Below are 16,928 nucleotides of genomic sequence, written 5' to 3'. Positions count from 1 at the left end.
GTCGGTTACGCCTTCAGTTCGTCGGGCGCGTGCACGCGGTCGCCGAGCGAGTGCGTGACGAGGTACGGGTCGGGATGCACGCGGCGCGTCGCTTCGCGCACGATCGTGAAATTGCCGTCGGCCGTCGCGCAGCCGATGCGCGGGTACAGGCACGTGTGCTGCGTGAGCCGGTCGATCTTCACGCGGCCCTGCGGCGCATCGAATTCCGCATCCGCGAGATGCTCGACGAGCCGGTCGCGCTGGTCGGTGCCGGCGCGTGCGAGCGCATTGGCGAACAGATGGACCTGAAAATACGCGGCTTCCCACGGCGCGGACGCGCTCGCGTCGTCGCCGAAGCGCGCCTTGAGTTGCGCGATGCAGCGCCGGTTCACGTCGGAATCGATGGTCTGGAAATAGGGTGACGACGTGTAGTGGCCGGCCGCGGCCGCGCCCATCTGGCCGAGCTCGATTTCGGACGTCGTCAGGCTCGCGATCGGCATCTTGCGTGCGTCGAGGCCGGCTTGCGCATACGCGCGGTAGAACGCGGCCGTGCTGTCGCCGACCAGCGTGCTGAACACGAAGTCGGGCGCCTTCGCGCGAATGTCCTCGACCACCGCCGCGAAATCCTGCTCGGACGCGACGAGCGGCATGTATACCTCGCCGAGGATCTGACCTTCCGGATGCTGCGTGACGAGGTCGATCATGATGCGGTTCGACTCGTACGGATAGATGTAGTCGGAGCCGACCAGGTACACGCGCGCGCCGAACTGCGCGGTCATGAACGCGGCGAGCTGCACGCTGTTCTGGTTCGGCGCGGCGCCGGTGTAGATCACGTTCGGCGAGAACTCGAAGCCTTCGTAGAGCGTCGGGTAGAACAGCAGCTTGTCCCACTTCTCGACGATCGGAATCAGCGCCTTGCGGCTGCTCGACATGTAGCCGCCGAACAGCACGTTCACGCGTTCGGTGGCGATCAGCTCGTCGGCGAGCCGTGCGTAGACGGCCGGGTCCGAGCACGCATCGCGCACGACGGGCACGATCTCGCAGCCGTTCGCGCCGCCCGCTTCGTTGATCTCGGCGATCGCCTGCAGCGTGCCGCGCAACTGGCTCTGGCCGAGGTGCGACGTGCATCCGCTCTGCGAGAACAATACGCCAACCTTCACACTGTTCATTCGGTCTGTCCTGTCTGTTCCGGGGAGGGCCGTCATGCGCTCAACCGCCCGGCCGCGTGCGCGACGACGGCGGGCAGGGCGTCGCCGGTCGCCGCATGCACGCAGCCGGGGCCGACGCCGAGTATTGTAGACAACCCCGGCGGCGCGCCGAACGACAAACCCGCGATCGCGACGCCGCGCTGCCGGGCCTGGCGCACCGCGTGGCGCGCATCCTCGACGAGATAGCGCGGGTCGAACACGTCGATGTCGGCGGCTTCGCCGTCGCCGATCATCAGCACGGCGGCGCGCGCGCTTGCCGCTTCGCGACGCAGCAGCGCAAGCGCATGACGCAGTGCCGCGCCGGTGCGCGTGCTCATCCCGGCGTCGGCCGCGAGCAGCGCCGCGCGACGGCCGGTGTCGAACGCGTCGCCGAAATCCTTGAAGCGCGCGTAGTACACGCGATGCCGGCCGTCGGACGTGTAGCCGTGCACGGCCCAGCGCCGTCGCTGCCGGTCGAACAGGTCGCCGAGCACGAACGCGGCGCGTTTTTCGAGCGCGGCGACCTGTGCGGCCGTCGATGCGGACAGGTCGAGCAGGATCAGCACGGGCCCGCGCGCGTCGTGGGGCACGCGGCGACGGAACACGCGCGGATCGGGCGCTTGCCTGGCGCGGCGCGCGATGCGGGCGGCAATCGCCGCGTCGACGTCGAGCGCGTCGCCATCGAGCTGGCGGCCGACGCGCCGCATCGGTTCCGACGCACGCGGCGACGGTAGCCGCTTCGCCGTGCGCCGGTCGGCCTCGATCAGCGCGGCCAGCGAGCGCGGCGGAGCCGACGTGACGGGCGCGCGCTCGACGATGGTCGTCCAGTCGCGGCGCTCGCGCTGCGTGTGGCAATTCCATTCGGGATAGCGCGGCGCATCGGGTGCCGATCGAGGCTCGTCGTCGGGTTCGTCGCTTTGGCCGCCGGTCGCCGCCGACATCTCGATGCCTGCGTGGCCCGCCTGTTCGGCCGCGGTGGCGGGTTGCGCCCACAGCCACGCGTTGTCGTCGCGATACGGCAGCCACGCGCCGTCGTCGGGCTCGAAGCGCACGCGCATCTGGCCGAGATCGTTCGCGAGCCGCGACGCGATCGTGCGGAATGCGCGGTAGTCGTCGAGCCGGTCGCGCCGTTCCGCGAACCACTGCGCGCCCTTGTCGACCCACGGGTTGCCGTCGCGATACGACGGATCGAACAGCGCCTTCGCGAGCCGGGCGCACAGGCGGCCGAACGTGAGCCCTTCGCGGTCGATCGGTGCGAAAGCCGGCGCCCAGAACGTCGCCAGCCCCGGCCACGTGCGGACGAGCAGCGCCTCCACACGCGCATCCTCGATCAACCCGGCGACCGCGATACCGATCGGCGTCAGTGTGTCGGCCGGTTCGCCCGCCGGCGAATGCAGCCAGTGCGCGAGCGCGTGCGCGGCCGCCGCGATGCGCGCGGCGGGCGGCAGCGTACCCGGCACGCGCAGCGCCGCATGGCCGAGCGTCGCACGCAGCGCCGCATCGTCGAGCCGCACGTCGGTCTCGTGCGCGGTCATCCCGTGCAGGAAGCGGGCGAGGTGCAGCGCGCTCATGTCGCGAAGTGCGCGGCGGCCATCGTCTGCAGCGCGGCCCGCGTGTCGGCGTCGTCGGTCGCCGCGTCGCTGATCGCGATCCGGCACGCGTCGAGCGGCGCGAGCCCCGCGACGATCAGCCGGGCCGCGTGCACGAGCAGGCGCGTCGAGGCGCCTTCGTCGAGCCCGTCGCCGGCCAGCGCACGCGTGCGCTGCGCGAGATCGACGAGCCGGCGCGCGGTGTCGCGATCGACGCCGCTTTCGCGCACGACGACCTCGGCCTCGTGCGCGGCGTCCGGATAGCCGAAGTCGATCGCGACGAAGCGTTGCCGCGTCGACGGCTTCAGTCGCCGGTGTTCGCCGTGATAGCCGGGGTTGTACGAGATCACCAGATGGAAATCCGGATGCGCATGCACGACTTCGCCGAGCCGGTCGAGCGGCAGCACGCGCCGCGAGTCGGTCAGCGGGTGGATCACGACCGTCGCGTCGGGGCGCGCCTCGACGATCTCGTCGAGATAGCAGATCGCGCCATGCCGCGCGGCGAGCGTGAGCGGCCCGTCGGCCCAGTAGGTGCCGTCGGCGTCGAGCAGGTGCCGGCCCGTCAGGTCGGCCGCGGACGTATCGTCGTTGCACGCGACCTGGATCAGCGGCAGGCCCATGCGCCACGCCATGTACTCGACGAAACGCGTCTTGCCGCAACCGGTCGGCCCTTTCAGCAGGACCGGCAGGCGCTGGCGGCAGGCCGTCTCGAACCAGTCGGCTTCGGCGCCGGCCGGCTGGTAGAACGGCGCGTCGACGATGCGGTGTCCGGCGAGCGGATCGGCGGCCAGCGGCGTATCGCGTGCGCTCATCACCACCTCCCCGTCATCATCAGCATGCCGGGCAACCAGCAGGTGCCGACACCGATCGCGATCGTGTAGCCGGGCAGGAAGCGTACGCGCCGCTTCAGCCCGAGCGCGACGAAGAACAGGAACCACAGGCTCGACCACAGCAGCCACATCGCACCGAAGCGCACGTCGTGCGACGTGCCCGCATAGACGAGCGCGCTGATCGCGACGAACAGGCAGTACCAGCCGAGCCCCGCGCCTTGCAGCCCGCGCCACTGGACGGCCGCCAGATACAGGTACGTGAACGCGAACAGCAGGCCGCCCGCGCTCGAGAAATACTGCGGGGGCGTCGATGCCTGCACGAGTCCGGCGAGGTTGATCAGCAGCGCGAGCAAGCCGACGAGCAGGTTCAGGCCGGCCGCGTCGCGCGGTTCGATGCGGCCGGTGAGCGCGACGCCGTTGACGACCAGCACCGCGCCGATGAAGAAGAGAGCGACACCGAGCATGATGAAGGCTCCAGAGTGGGGCGGAGCCGTTCGCGCGGGCGGCGCGAACGGCCGGGCAATGCGCGGGCTCAGCGGTGCGCGGGCGCTTCGGACGGAATGCCTTCGATCGGGCATTCGGGCGTGCCGGGTGTCGCGCGCGTCAGGCGCTCGACGGCCTGGCGCGTGCCGTCCGGATCGTTCACCCAGTTCGCGTAGAACTCGAACGGGCATTGCGCGACGCCGTTCGGCGATTCGCCGGAGCCGATCTTGCCGGTGTAGCCGCGGTGCAGCAGCTTGTACAGGTGGTTCTGCGACTGCATGTTGCGGCGCGCGTCGCGGATCAGGCTCACCGACAGTTCCGCATACTGCACGCCGTTTTCTTCCTCGCCGCATTCGCCGAGCGTGCGGCCGTCGAAGCCGACGATCGCCGAGTGCCCGAAATACGAATACACGCCGTCGAACCCGGATGCGTTCGCGACCGCGACATAGCAGTTGTTCATGAACGCCATCGCCTTCGACACGAGCACCTGCTGATCCTTTGCCGGGTACATGTAGCCCTGGCAGCGCACGACCAGCTCGGCGCCGCGCATCGCGCAATCGCGCCAGATCTCCGGATAGTTGCCGTCGTCGCAGATGATCAGGCTGATCTTGAGCCCCTTCGGCCCGTCGGCGACGTACGTGCAGTTGCCCGGATACCAGCCTTCGACGGGCACCCACGGCATGATCTTGCGGTACTTCTGCACGATCTCGCCCCGGTTGTCGATCAGCACGAGCGTGTTGTACGGCGCCTTGTTCGGGTGCTCCTCGTGGCGTTCGCCGGTCAGCGAGAACACGCCCCACACGTTGGCCTTGCGGCACGCGGCCGCGAAGATGTCGGTTTCCTCGCCGGGGATCGTCGATGCCGTGTCGTACATCTCCTTCGCGTCGTACATGATCCCGTGGGTCGAATACTCGGGAAACACGATGAGATCCATGCCGGGCAGGCCGCGCTTGATGCCGACCACGCGCTCCGCGATTTCGCGGGCGTTCGCGATCACCTCGGCGCGGGTGTGCAGGCGCGGCATCTTGTACTGGACGACGGCGACGCCGACGGCGTCGTTGCTGCTGGAAATATCGCCATGACGCATGGTGTGCTCCTGGTTCGGGTGAAGACGTGCGTTTTCGAAAGGCAAAAAAAAGCCCTTGCCTCGACGAGCGAGGCAAGGGCTTCTTTGCCGGTCCGTTCATCCGACAACGCTGTCGGATAACGGGAATGCGGATGAGTGGCCGGATGCGCGGCCGGCGAAGCGCGGGCTATCGGGCTCGCGCTGCGCACGATCGTGGGACGTCTTTGTCCGCCGGATCGATGGGATGCACTCTATGCAAAGTTTTTTTCGGACGCAACATCGCGTATACCCCTGCACGTCGTGAAGGCGGGGCGAGCGGCCCGACGTGCGGCCGGGACCGCGCATTGCGTGGCGCGCTCGTGCGGGGTCGGACGCAAGTTTGCCGGGAGCGACGCGCGGCAATCGCGATGCAACGGTGTCGCCGAAGCAATCGGCCGGTGCATCGGCGCACCGCTATAAAGTTGTGTACGCAACTTTATTCGATCCCCGCGATATACGCCGAGACGCGTTCAGCTCCGATCGTTCGCCGCGTTGCTTTCGAGGAAAGTGTCCACCGCGATCAGCGATTGTTCGTCGAGCGTGCCGAGCACGCTTTTCAGCTTCAACTGCAACTTCAGCGCATCGAGATAGCTGTCGAACAGCTTCTGCCGGATGCCCGAGATGTCGCGCCGCAGGTTCAGCGTTTCGTACGTCGTGCTGTAGCCGACCTGGTGCGCCTTCATCGACGAATCGTACGCGAGCCGCGCGGCCTGCAGCGACTGCTGCAGCGCGCGAATGCGCTTGCCGACCGATTCGAGCGCGGACAACGCCTCGCGATGATCGGTGCTCAGTTGCTCCTCGACCTCGCGCAGCCGGTTGCGATACTGCTCGGTCACGTGCTCGGCCTCGACCTGCCGGTAGTACACGCTACCGCCGGAGAAGATCGGGATCGTCACCTGCACGCCGACCGCGCTTTGATGGAAGTCCGAGCGATCGGTGAGCCCGCGCAGGTTCGGGTTGAGTCCGCGCGAATACGACGCGAACAGGTCGACGGTCGGCAAGTGCTCGGCGCTGACGCGCTTCGCGGCAAGGCGCGCGACCTGGACGTCGCGATAGGCCTGCCGGTACGCGGGGTTGTCCTGCGGCGCGTAGTCGCCGGACGGAATGCGCGGCGACGACCCGCGCATCGCGAGCCGCGGCCAGCGCGCGAAATCGATCGTCGAGCCGAGCAACGTCTCGTAACGCGCGCGCCGCGCGTCGACGTCGGTCTGCGCGAGCGCTTCGTCGGATTGCGCGAGGCTGCGGCGCGCCTCGATCTCGGCGGTGTCGCCGATCGTCTTCATCCCGAGCTGCGCCATGCGCCGCGTGTCGCTTTCGAGCCGCGTGAGCGCGCTGACTTCGTCGTCGGCCGATTGCAGTTTCTCGCGCGCGCTCAGCAGATCGAAGCACGCATTCGCGACTCGCAGGATCAGGTCCTGCTTCGCGACTTCCAGTTTCTGCTTCGCCGATTCCTCGTACTCGGTCGCGCGCCGCATGTCGTACAGGTAGGGCACGTTGAACAGCGCTTGCGTCACCTGCGCGGAACCGTATGCCGCGTTGCTCGATCCGCTGACGTCGATGCCGAACAGGTTCGCGTGCGTGCCGTAGCGCCCCCATTCGAGCTGCGCGGCAGCCTGCGGCAGCATCTGCGCGCGCGCCTCGGGGAATTTCTGGCGGGCCGCGTCGTATTCGCTGCGGGCTTGCAGGTAGCGCGGATCGTGCACGGACGCGTACTGGTAGGCGGTATCGAGGCAGAACGCACGAGCGTGTGCCGGCACGCCGACTATCGTTACAGCGAACAATGTCATGGTTGCAAGTCGGGGATTCCACCTAGTCGAAAATCTTGATAGGGAAATACCCGCATCCGGTGTCGCCGACCCGCGATTCGTGCGCCTCGTTTCAAACATGGCCGTCTCCGTCTCCTGTCCGTGCCGCAATGCATTGCGGCGGGATTTAAACGTTTTGAAATTGAAATACAAACAGCGTGAATGCCTGCTACTCGCCGTGCATCGGAAAATACGGCTGTAAGAGTGTGTCCTCCATTGAATTCCGACGCGCCCGCATGATAGCCTGATTTCGGCTGGTAATCGCAGTGATTATTAGATTAACAAGTCGCTCGGGATTAAAAGCCGTTGGTCTTTCAATGAAGGTTCTTTGCATCATCTTTATTTTTTACGAGGAGAGAATGATGAAGGTCATGACGACGGAACAGGTCAGGAATGTGCATGGCGGCGGTGCGATCAGCTCGCTGGGTAGCCTCGCCGTTGACGCCGCGCCGGTGGTGACCGCGCTCGGCCAATTCCTGCCGAGCCTCGGCAATTACCTGCAGAACCCGAAGACGTTCAATAACACCGGCAAGTAACCGCCGTGCGCGGGGAGGCGCCCCCCGCGTCAGATGCTGCGAAACAGAAGGAAAAGAATCGATCGCCGCAGTGGATATAAAGTGACTTCGAAATGCATTATTTCGAAATCGGGCGATTGTCAGGAGGCGGGAGTGCCGGATTATCGCCGTAATAAAGTGAACGGCCATTGAGCTTGCAATTGGCCGACGGCTGTTGGCATTCCGACAATATAAAGGCCACAACAAATGCGAGACATCACGGAAGAACAGGCCCGCCAGATTCGGGGCGGCGCGTCGCTTTACTCCAACTCGGCCGCCTATACGGTCGATCTCGTCAATCAGTCGATCGGGACCACGCTGCAAGGACTGATGACCCAGTACCAGGCCCACGCCGTCGAACAGTTCCGGATGTCGCTCGGCTCGTCGCGCTGAGCGGCCCGCCGAGCGGCCGGTAACGCCGATCTTCCGTCGCGGCCGGTAGCGCCGGCTGCGCCTCATGCGTATCGCGCACGACCCGCCACGGGCCCGCACTGGCTGGCCCGGGCGGCGCGTCGTCGCGCCCCGGGTGCCCGACCATGCTCTTCAATACGCGTAAAGTCCGTCCGGTCCTGCAGGACGAAGTGACGGAGTGCGGCCTGGCCTGCCTCGCGATGATCGCGTCGTGGCACGGGCGCGAAACGACGTTGCGCACGCTGCGCAACCGCTATCCGGTGCGGATCGACTCCGGCCTGTCGTTCTTCGACCTGATGGAGATCGCCAACGATCTCGGCCTGCGCGCCCGCGGGCTGCAGTTCGACGCGGGCGAGCTCGACGCGCTGAAGACGCCGTGCATCCTGCACTGGGGGATGAACCACTATGTCGTGCTGACGAAGGTCGGCTACGGCAGCGTGCATATCGTCGACCCCGCGCTCGGCGAGACGAAGCTGCCGCTCGCGCAGGCGCTCACGCACATCACCGGCTATGCGCTCGAACTGAATCCGGACATCGGGTTCACGCGGGCCGGGCAGGCCGACCGGATCCGGCTGCGCGACTACCTCGAAGGGCTGACCGGCATCCGCAAGAGCCTCGCGATCGGCATCGCGGGCGGCGTCGCCGCGCAGCTCCTGCTGCTGCTCGGCCCGTCGTACGTGCAACTGACGATCGACGAGGCGCTGAAGAAGACCGACGTCGACATCCTGTACCTGCTGACGATCCTGTTCGCGATCGTGTTCCTGTTCGACACGCTCTACGCGAACCTGGTCGGCAACATCAAGAGCTATCTGCGCAACATCGTGTCGCAGCAATTGTCGGCGAACCTGGTCGGCCATCTCGCGCGGCTGCCGATCGGCTATTTCCTGTTTCACAACACCGGCGATTCGATCTCGCGCGTGTCGTCGGTGTCGGAGGTCGGGCGGTTTCTCGTCGACGGGCTGGTCGGCGGGCTGCTGAACATCGTCACCTGCACGCTGACGCTCGTGCTGATGCTGTACTACAGCCCCGTGCTGGCCGGCATCAGCCTCGCCGGGATGGTGCTGTTCGCATTGAGCCGGCTCGCGATCCAGCCGCAGCTGCAGGACGCGATGTCGCAGATCCTCACCCGCGGCGCCGAGGCCGACGCGCTGCTGATCGAGAACATCCGGTCCGCGCATTCGATCAAGCTGCTGTCGGCCGAAACCGCGCGCAGCAGCCTGTGGGTCAATGCGTTCACGCAGAAGCTGCAGGCGATGCGCCAGCAGGAGCGGTTGCAATTGCTGTTCGATGCGATCTCGAAGGGGATCGTGCACGTCGAGCAACTGGTGATCGTCACATACGGCGCGTGGCTCGTGATGCACGGCCAGAGCACGATCGGCGTGATCTACGCGTTCATCCAGTACAAGAACCTGTTCGCGGACAAGTTCATCGATTCGATCCAGCTCTACGTGCGGCGCAAGGTGCTGCAGGTGCACATGGATCGCGTCGCGGACGTGCTGCAGACCGAGACCGAGGAGCCGGCGCCGGACGCGGTCGTGCGGCCGGTCGACGGGTTCGACGGCGCGCTGTCGATCCGCGCGCTGTCGTACACGCCGAAGGGCGGCCAGCGGCCGATCCTGAGCGACGTGACGCTCGACGTGCCGGCCGGCAGCAAGATCGCGATCGTCGGGCGCACCGGCAGCGGCAAGACGACGCTGCTGAACCTGATCTGCGGGCTCGTGCGGCCCGCGCCCGGTACGCTGTTCATCGGCGGCGTCGATCTCGCGGAAGTGAACCTGCGGCAATACCGCAAGCATCTCGCGGCCGTCACGCAGTCCGACCAGCTGTTTCGCGGGACGATCCGCGACAACATCACGAATTTCGCGCCCGCGCCGCGAATCGGCGCGATGTTCGACGCGGCGAAGCTCGCATGCATCCACGACGAGATCGAGCGGCTCGACCACCGCTACGACACGCCGCTCGGCGATACGCAGAAATTCCTGTCGGCCGGCCAGATGCAGCGGCTGCTGATCGCGCGGGCGCTGTATTGCGAGCCGCGCCTGCTGATCCTCGACGAGTTTTCGTCGAATCTCGACCAGACGACCACGCACGAAATCTGCCGCAACGTGCTGACGCTGCCGTGCACGATCGTGCTCGTCACGCACGATGCGTCGATCCTGTCGATGGTCGACCGGATCTACCGGATGCACGACGGCGTGCTGACCGACGCGACCGACGCGTGGCGTGCGAACGAGGAGGCGCGGTGATGCTCGGGAGACTGTTCCTGCTCAATCCGTTCTCCTATGCGTTCCTGGTGCGCCGCGCGGTGCGCGCGGTCGCGCTGCGCACGTCGCCCGCGCGCGGGCTGCGGCTGATGCGCTGGTGCTCGGGCGCGTGCCTGCGCTGCTTTCCGTGCATTCGCGAGTCGATCGAGCGCGCGGTCGCTTACATGCTGGGCGCGCACCTGAACGACGATCCGCGGCGCGTGCGGGAAGTGTCGGCCGCGATCGTGCGCGAGCTGTTCGAGGCCGAGTTCGCGGGGCTCAAGCTGCGCACGCACAGCCTCGCATCGATGAAGACGATGATCGACGGCATGGCGTGCGAGGGCGACGACCAGTTGCGCGCCGCACTCGCACGCGGCGGCCCGCTGATGCTCGCGGGGCTGCACTTCGGCAACCTGATGCTGTTCGTCACGAAGCTGCGCTTCATGATTCCCGACGATCGCAAGCTGATGGTGATCCTGCACCGCGATGCGCCGGGCGCGTTCTTCGACGATGCGCTGCGGCTCGTCGCCGAGTACGGCGCCGGCGAAGTCGAATTCATCGACATCGAGGAGCGCGTACACCTGCGGCGGCTGATCACGAGCCTGCGACGCGAGGCGCCGGTGTTCCTGCTGTTCTCCGACCTGCACGGCAAATTCGGCAAGACCAATCGCTGCCGGCTCGGCGGGCGTTGGGTGCGGATGGCCGGCGGCGGCGTGAAGCTCGCGGTCGAGCAGGGCATTCCGCTGCTGGTCGCGTATGCGACCGGCGTGCCGTTCCGCGATCGCTGCGCGGTGCATTTCACCGCGCTCGCGGCCAGCCCGCTCGCGCCGATGCTCGGCACCGACGACGACGCGTCACCGGTGCGCGCGACGCACCAGCGCATCGTCGACCGTCTCGAGCAGGCGCTCGTGCGCCAGCCCGAGCAATGGCATTTCTGGGAACACTTCACGCCTTACCTGATGCCGGCGCCGCTACTCGATGCGGCCGCGCGGCGTCGCTCCTGACGAGCCCGCCCCATGCCGACCTGGAATTCCGCCCTCCGAGAACAGAAGCCGTCGCGCAAGCTCGCGCGCGGCACGACCTTCGGCACCGTGATTCACGGCGTCGTCGACGTGCCGGTGTCGATGCGGTTCTTCTGCTACCTGTCGCTGGCGATGTTCGCGATGTTCGTGACCGCGCTGGTCGAGTTGAGCTACGCGAACACCGAGAGCGTGTCGGGGATGCTGACGCCGCGCTCCGGGCTGATCGGCGTCGGTGCGCCGCCGGGCTGGGCGGTACGCGAGGTCTACGTCGGCAAGGATCAGCACGTGAAGGCCGGCCAGCGGCTGCTCGCGGTGACGCGCGACACGAGCTTCGTCAGCCAGGCGAACAACGTGCAGGGGATGCGCGCGGCGCTCGACCGGCAGCGCATCGAGGTGACGCAGCAGATCGACGCGGCGCGGCTCGAATACCGGTCGTCGGTGCAGCAGATCAACCAGCAGATCGCCGCGCAGGGCGAGAGCCGCGGGCTGGTCGACCGGCAGATCCAGGACCAGAAGCGCATCGTCGACGAATACGGCGAACGGCGCGCACGCGTGAAGCAGCTGCTCGACGAACAGGTGGTGACGCTCGAACAGTACAACCAGGTCAACACGCAATACCTGCAGGCCGGGCAGGCGTACCAGGACCTGCTGCTGCGCCGCGCCGAACTCGCGAAGAACGCGATGAAGCTGCGCGGCGACCTCGACACGATGCAGAGCAAGTACGACGGCGCGAACGCGGAGCTGAAGATCAAGCAGGAGGAGCTGAACGCGAAGGAATACAACATCGACGAGAACGTGAACCAGGTGCTGTACGCGCCGGCCGACGGGCAGATCGTGCGGCTCGACGTCGTGCAGGGCGGCGTGATCGACCCGCCCGGCACGCGCGTCGTCGAGATCCTGCCGGCAAAGGCCGACGGGCTGATCGCCGAGGTCTACATTCCGTCGTCGAAGGCCGGCTTCGTGAAGAAGGGGCAGGCGGTGAAGGTTGCGTACGCAAGCTATCCGGTCGAGAAGTTCGGTACGTATCGCGGCAAGGTGCTGTCGATCTCGCCCGTCGCGTTCTCGGCGAAGGAGCTGAACCTGCCGGGCGATGCGGCCGCGCCGCAGACCTACTTCAAGACCTGGGTCGAACTCGCCGAGCGCACGCCGTCGTTCGACGGGCGGCCGCTGTCGTTGCGGGCCGGGATGATGCTGAAGGCGGACATCGTGCTGGAGCGGCGCAGCCTGCTCGAATGGCTGTTCGAGCCGCTGTACCGGATTCGCCAGCGCCTGTTCGGCGTGCCGGCCTGAGCCGATGGGGAATCGCGACACACGCCGCCGCCGCGCGCGGCCGGGCACCGTGCGTCCGCTGTCGCGCTGGCTCGGTGCGACGCTGGTCGCGTGCGCGACCGCCGCGCACGCCGCACCGCAGCCCGACGGCGACACTGCATCGCGCTGGCAGGCCGGCGCCGACGGGATCGGCTTCTGGCCGGGCGGCGATGCGGACGGCTTCGATGCGCACGCATGGACGACCGATGCGGAGCCGGCGCGCGGCGCACGCAACCCATCGTCGAGCGACGGACGGCAACCCGATACCGTCCCGCTGACCGCCCGCAAGATCACGCTCGGGCAGCGAACCGGCGCAGCCGCGCGCGCCTGCGCGGCCGCGGGCGACGACGGCGCGGACGGCATCGGTTTCGACGACACCGGTGCCGGCGGCGGCTGCGATCCGGCCGCCACGCACGATGCGCCGGCCGACGATGCAGCGGCGCGCGGCGTCGTCCATGCCGACCGGATGCCGTACGAACTGCATCCGGTCGATCCATCGCGGCTGCCCGATCTGCCGGCCGCGCAGGCGCCGCCCTTGCTCGAGCAACTGATGGGCGACGACCGCAACATGGTCGGTCTCGGCTGGCATTTCGTCGGGACGACCGGCCGCTCGACGCCCGTGACGACGCACACCGACGCGCTCGGGCTGAACAGTTTCCAGAACGCGGGTTCGAGCCTGTCGCTCAGCAATACGAACACGCTGGCGTTCACGTTCACGCATTTCGTCTCCGAGCACTGGGCGGCCGAACTCGGCGCCGGCATTCCGCCGGTGCTGACGCTGCGCGGGCACGGCAGCATCGCGCTGCCGCTCGACCGCATCTTTGCCGGCGTGCACGGCCGCTTTCCGCTGATCGATCTCGCGAACACGCAAAGCAACCCGCTCGCGACCACGCGGGCCTGGCTCGGCTCGGTCGTGTTCAAGTACTACCTCGGCGAGCGCGACGATCGGTTCCGCCCGTTCGCGGGCCTCGGCATCAGCTACACGCGCTTCACGAACACCAACCTGAACCCGGTGTTCCAGCGCAAGCTGGCGTCGCTCGGCGGCCTGCTCGCGGCGGGCGCGGACATCGGCAGCCTGCAGTCGCTGCTGCTCGATCCGGCGTTGTTCCAGCGGATCTGGGATGCCGGCGGCGACCTGCTGCTGTCGGGGCGGACCAACGTATCGGCGAAGGTGAAGAGCGTGTGGGAGCCGGTGTTCACCGTCGGCGCCAGCTACCAGATCACGCGCCGGTTCTGGATCACCGGGATGGTGACCTACATCCCGCTGCGCACCAGGATCACGCTCGACATCAGCCAGCCGAATCGCACGCTTGCGTCGAATACGTTCGATATTTCGGCGAATCCGGTGCTGGCCACCGTGCTGCTGAACTTCCGCTTCTGACGGGCATGGCCGCCCATTTTCATGAATTTGACGCGCGACGCTGGGATAATGGTGGGGTTTGGCTGCGTCAATGATGGAAGGAGGCCCCATGGGCGACAACGATACCCGCACCGAGACCGACAACCGCACCGATACGAGCTCGATGGAAGCGCGCCAGCGCCGTTTCGAGGAGGATCTCGTCGACGCCTACGATGAAGAGCTCGAGATGGAGCTCGACGACCGCCGCTTCGACGACGGTGAGGACCTGCTGTTCTCGCCCGAGCGCCGCGAAGCGCGCAAGGAATATTTCCGCGAGCTGTTCCGCTTGCAGGGCGAGCTCGTGAAGCTGCAGGACTGGGTCGTGCACACCGGGCATCGGCTCGTCGTCATTTTCGAAGGGCGCGACGCGGCCGGCAAGGGCGGTGCGATCAAGCGCATCACGCAGCGCCTGAACCCGCGCGTGTGCCGGGTCGCCGCGCTGCCCGCGCCGAACAACCGCGAGCGTACGCAGTGGTACTTCCAGCGCTATGTCGCGCATCTGCCGGCCGGCGGCGAGATCGTGCTGTTCGACCGCAGCTGGTACAACCGCGCGGGCGTCGAGCGCGTGATGAATTTCTGCACCGACGACGAGTACGAGGAATTTTTCCGGTCGGTGCCCGAGTTCGAGAAGATGCTGGTGCGCAGCGGGATCCAGATCGTCAAGTACTGGTTCTCGATCACCGATCACGAGCAGGAGCTGCGCTTCCAGAGCCGCATCGAGGATCCGCTGAAGCAGTGGAAGCTGAGCCCGATGGATCTCGAAAGCCGCCGCCGCTGGGAGGCTTATACGGCCGCGAAGGAAGAGATGCTGCAGCGCACGCATATTCCCGAGGCGCCGTGGTGGGTCGTGCAGGCGGTCGACAAGAAGCGCGCGCGGCTGAACTGCATTCACCATCTGCTCGGCCAGGTGCCGTATCACGAGGTGCCGCGTCCGACGATCGATCTGCCGCAGCGCGAACATCACGAGGATTACATTCGCCGGCCGGTGCCGGACAACATGATCGTGCCGGACGTTTATTGACCGTTCTAGCCGGTCTACACGCGATGTGACGAAGCGCGCCGCATGATGCGGCGCGTTTTTTTGAGGCGTTCCGGTCGATGGCGGGCGATGCGGTGCGACAGGTTTGACAGTCTTTCAAGATGTCGGATTGACGGTCGCGAAGGCGTACCGTCATGTTCGCGTCGATATGCGTCGACACCGTTGAAACGGTGCGATTCCGGCGCACTGAGGAAAAACCAGTCGCGCCGAGGGTCCCAAGCGGTAGCCGGAACCTGAGAGACCTTGTAAAAAGTGGAGCGTGCGCCGCGCGGGCTTGTCGCCGCAGCGGCTCACATCTCCGGAAAGCCCGAGCGCCCCTGCGTCAGGTCGAACAGTTCGACTCTTGCCGCGGCTTCGGCGGTTTCGGGCAGCTTGATCACGAGCTTCACCGTCATTCCGTACGCGCTGTCCACCAGCGCGTAGCCCGCCTGTTCGATCCAGCGGCGCACGCGCGCCTCTTCCGGGTAGCCGATCTCGATCGCGAGCCGCGTGTACCGAATGCGCTCGACGCGCTCGGCATCGAGCAGCGCCGACGCGATCGCATCCGTGTACGCACGCACCAGCCCGCCCGCGCCGAGTTTCACGCCGCCGTAGTAACGCACGACCGCGCCGAGCACGCCGTCGAGGTCGTGATGGCGCAGCACTTCGAGGATCGGCCGGCCCGCCGTGCCCGACGGCTCGCCGTCGTCCGACATACCCGACTGGCCGCCCGCCAGCAGCGCCCAGCACACGTGGGTGGCCGCCGGATGTTCGTCGCGCAGGCGTTGCAGTACCTGCATCGCGGCATCGCGATCCTCGACGGGAACCGCGTACGCGATGAAACGGCTCTTGCGGATTTCGAGTTCGCGGATGTAGGTGGTGGCGAGCGAGTAACTCATGCGTCGCGACGCGGAAAATGGTGGGAAATCAAGGCGATGATGATGTGTCGATGCTTTTGGCGTTGGCCCGCGGACGGATGGATATCGTCTGCATGAACGGAGGGCGAAGGCACGATTTTACCGTGCCAGGCATACGCGGCGTCGATGGACGCGTTGGCCGGTACGGGATTCGTCACCGAAGACCATGCAGGGCAGGCATCGCATCAGCGCACGCCGACCGACGACCGGAGCGCCGCGCCCAGCGTGCGTAGCGCCTGCCGGGCGCGCGCATCGGTCAGGCTCGAGTAGAGCACCACGTCGCGCGTCGGCAACGGCGGCAGCCCGTAACGCATCCCCACGTCCACGGTGCCGGCGGGCGCCACGCGATGCCCGAGCGCCGCGACGGCCAGCCCCGCGGACACCGCCGCGCCGATCGTCGCCACGCCGCCGCCGACAAAGACCTCCGTCCACGCGACCCCGGCCTGATCCAGCGCGTCGACCGCCATGCGGCGCACGCTGCACGGTTCGGCCTGCGTCGCGAGCCGCAGCGGTTGCGGCGGACGGTACTCGAAATCGGCCGCCGCCATCCAGCCGAACGACTCCGACAGGATGGTTTCGCCGTCGAGCCGCCGGCTGTCGTGTTGCAGCGCGACGGCCGCGTCGAGCTGGCCGCGGTCGAACGCGTCGAGCACGTCGCGCGATGCGGCGACGCGAATCTCCAGCACGAGCGCCGGCTCCGCTTCGCTCATCCGCCGCAGCAGCATCGGCAGGTCGGCGCCGACGACATGGTGGCTGACACCGATCACCAGCCGCCGCTGGCTCGTGCCGAACGCGCTGATTGCTCCGTGGTGAGCGGCCACCAGTTCGCGCGCCGGCTCCAGGAACGCGGTGCCGTCGGCCGACAGGCGAACCTGCCGCGGCGTGCGTTCCAGCAGGCGGCGGCCGAGCCCGTCTTCCAGCCGCTTGATCTTCAGGCTCACCGCGGACTGCGTCGTGTCCAGCACTTCCGCGGCCCGCGTGAAGCTCTTGAGGTCGGCGGTCAGCACGAATGCCTGCACGGCTTCGATGTCGAGCGTTTTCATCACACCCTCGTCCATTTCAGAATCGAATCATTGAA

General features: G+C 67.1%; 15 protein-coding genes. 7 read left to right on the top strand and 8 right to left on the bottom strand.

Going from position 1 to position 16,928, the window contains the following annotated elements:
* Positions 1-5: 5 nt before the first annotated feature.
* The 6 genes from DTA15_RS23685 to DTA15_RS23655 all read right to left on the bottom strand — a co-directional run bounded on the left by DTA15_RS23685 (position 6) and on the right by DTA15_RS23655 (position 7,059).
* The gene (locus DTA15_RS23685; RefSeq protein WP_006495016.1) at positions 6-1,148 is read right to left on the bottom strand and encodes a transporter substrate-binding domain-containing protein; all 1,143 of its coding nucleotides are present in this window, start codon (positions 1,146-1,148) and stop codon (positions 6-8) included.
* A gap of 32 nt (positions 1,149-1,180) precedes the next feature.
* Complete coding sequence (locus tag DTA15_RS23680) at positions 1,181-2,737, bottom strand: nitric oxide reductase activation protein (protein WP_006481686.1); 1,557 nt, start codon at positions 2,735-2,737, stop codon at positions 1,181-1,183.
* Positions 2,734-3,567, bottom strand: coding sequence for a CbbQ/NirQ/NorQ/GpvN family protein (locus DTA15_RS23675; protein ID WP_006495014.1), 834 nt, complete (start codon positions 3,565-3,567; stop codon positions 2,734-2,736). Before DTA15_RS23675 ends, DTA15_RS23680 begins: the two co-directional genes overlap by 4 nt.
* On the bottom strand, positions 3,567-4,049 hold the full coding sequence (locus DTA15_RS23670) for an AmiS/UreI family transporter (RefSeq protein ID WP_006481687.1): 483 nt from the start codon (positions 4,047-4,049) through the stop codon (positions 3,567-3,569). Before DTA15_RS23670 ends, DTA15_RS23675 begins: the two co-directional genes overlap by 1 nt.
* A gap of 68 nt (positions 4,050-4,117) precedes the next feature.
* Positions 4,118-5,155: an aliphatic amidase gene (locus DTA15_RS23665; protein ID WP_006481691.1), complete on the bottom strand. Its 1,038-nt coding sequence runs from the start codon at positions 5,153-5,155 to the stop codon at positions 4,118-4,120.
* 488 nt (positions 5,156-5,643) lie between these two features.
* A complete protein-coding gene (locus DTA15_RS23655) occupies positions 5,644-7,059 on the bottom strand; it encodes a TolC family protein (RefSeq protein ID WP_012493282.1) in 1,416 nt (471 codons plus the stop codon).
* Positions 7,060-7,340: 281 nt separating this feature from the next.
* Here DTA15_RS23655 and DTA15_RS38660 point away from each other — a divergent pair, with 281 nt between their 5' ends.
* From DTA15_RS38660 to ppk2, 7 genes are all read left to right on the top strand, one after another.
* A complete protein-coding gene (locus DTA15_RS38660) occupies positions 7,341-7,514 on the top strand; it encodes a hypothetical protein (protein WP_006495012.1) in 174 nt (57 codons plus the stop codon).
* Between the two features lie 225 nt (positions 7,515-7,739).
* On the top strand, positions 7,740-7,925 hold the full coding sequence (locus DTA15_RS23650; RefSeq protein WP_006479215.1) for a hypothetical protein: 186 nt from the start codon (positions 7,740-7,742) through the stop codon (positions 7,923-7,925).
* 143 nt (positions 7,926-8,068) lie between these two features.
* Positions 8,069-10,189, top strand: coding sequence for a peptidase domain-containing ABC transporter (locus DTA15_RS23645; protein WP_006481694.1), 2,121 nt, complete (start codon positions 8,069-8,071; stop codon positions 10,187-10,189).
* A complete protein-coding gene (locus DTA15_RS23640) occupies positions 10,186-11,190 on the top strand; it encodes a lysophospholipid acyltransferase family protein (protein WP_006481683.1) in 1,005 nt (334 codons plus the stop codon). The genes DTA15_RS23645 and DTA15_RS23640 overlap by 4 nt, the downstream gene beginning before the upstream one ends.
* 12 nt (positions 11,191-11,202) lie before the next feature.
* The gene (locus tag DTA15_RS23635; protein ID WP_006481690.1) at positions 11,203-12,498 is read left to right on the top strand and encodes a beta-barrel domain-containing protein; all 1,296 of its coding nucleotides are present in this window, start codon (positions 11,203-11,205) and stop codon (positions 12,496-12,498) included.
* Positions 12,499-12,502: 4 nt separating this feature from the next.
* Entirely contained in the window at positions 12,503-13,897 is a 1,395-nt protein-coding gene (locus DTA15_RS23630) for an OmpW/AlkL family protein (RefSeq protein WP_006492955.1), read from the top strand.
* Positions 13,898-13,985: 88 nt separating this feature from the next.
* A complete protein-coding gene (gene ppk2 / locus DTA15_RS23625) occupies positions 13,986-14,936 on the top strand; it encodes a polyphosphate kinase 2 (protein ID WP_006490762.1) in 951 nt (316 codons plus the stop codon).
* 308 nt (positions 14,937-15,244) lie between these two features.
* Here ppk2 and DTA15_RS23620 read toward each other — a convergent pair whose 3' ends face one another.
* Together DTA15_RS23620 and DTA15_RS23615 are read right to left on the bottom strand one after the other, a co-directional pair.
* Complete coding sequence (locus DTA15_RS23620) at positions 15,245-15,832, bottom strand: IMPACT family protein (protein ID WP_006490745.1); 588 nt, start codon at positions 15,830-15,832, stop codon at positions 15,245-15,247.
* A 203-nt stretch (positions 15,833-16,035) separates the two neighbouring features.
* Positions 16,036-16,893, bottom strand: coding sequence for a LysR family transcriptional regulator (locus DTA15_RS23615; protein ID WP_012493284.1), 858 nt, complete (start codon positions 16,891-16,893; stop codon positions 16,036-16,038).
* Positions 16,894-16,928 lie beyond the last annotated feature (35 nt).

Origin of the sequence: Burkholderia cenocepacia (genome assembly GCF_900446215.1) — a bacterium.
GTDB classification, from domain to species: domain Bacteria; phylum Pseudomonadota; class Gammaproteobacteria; order Burkholderiales; family Burkholderiaceae; genus Burkholderia; species Burkholderia cenocepacia.
This window is presented reverse-complemented; position numbering and strand designations above follow the sequence as displayed.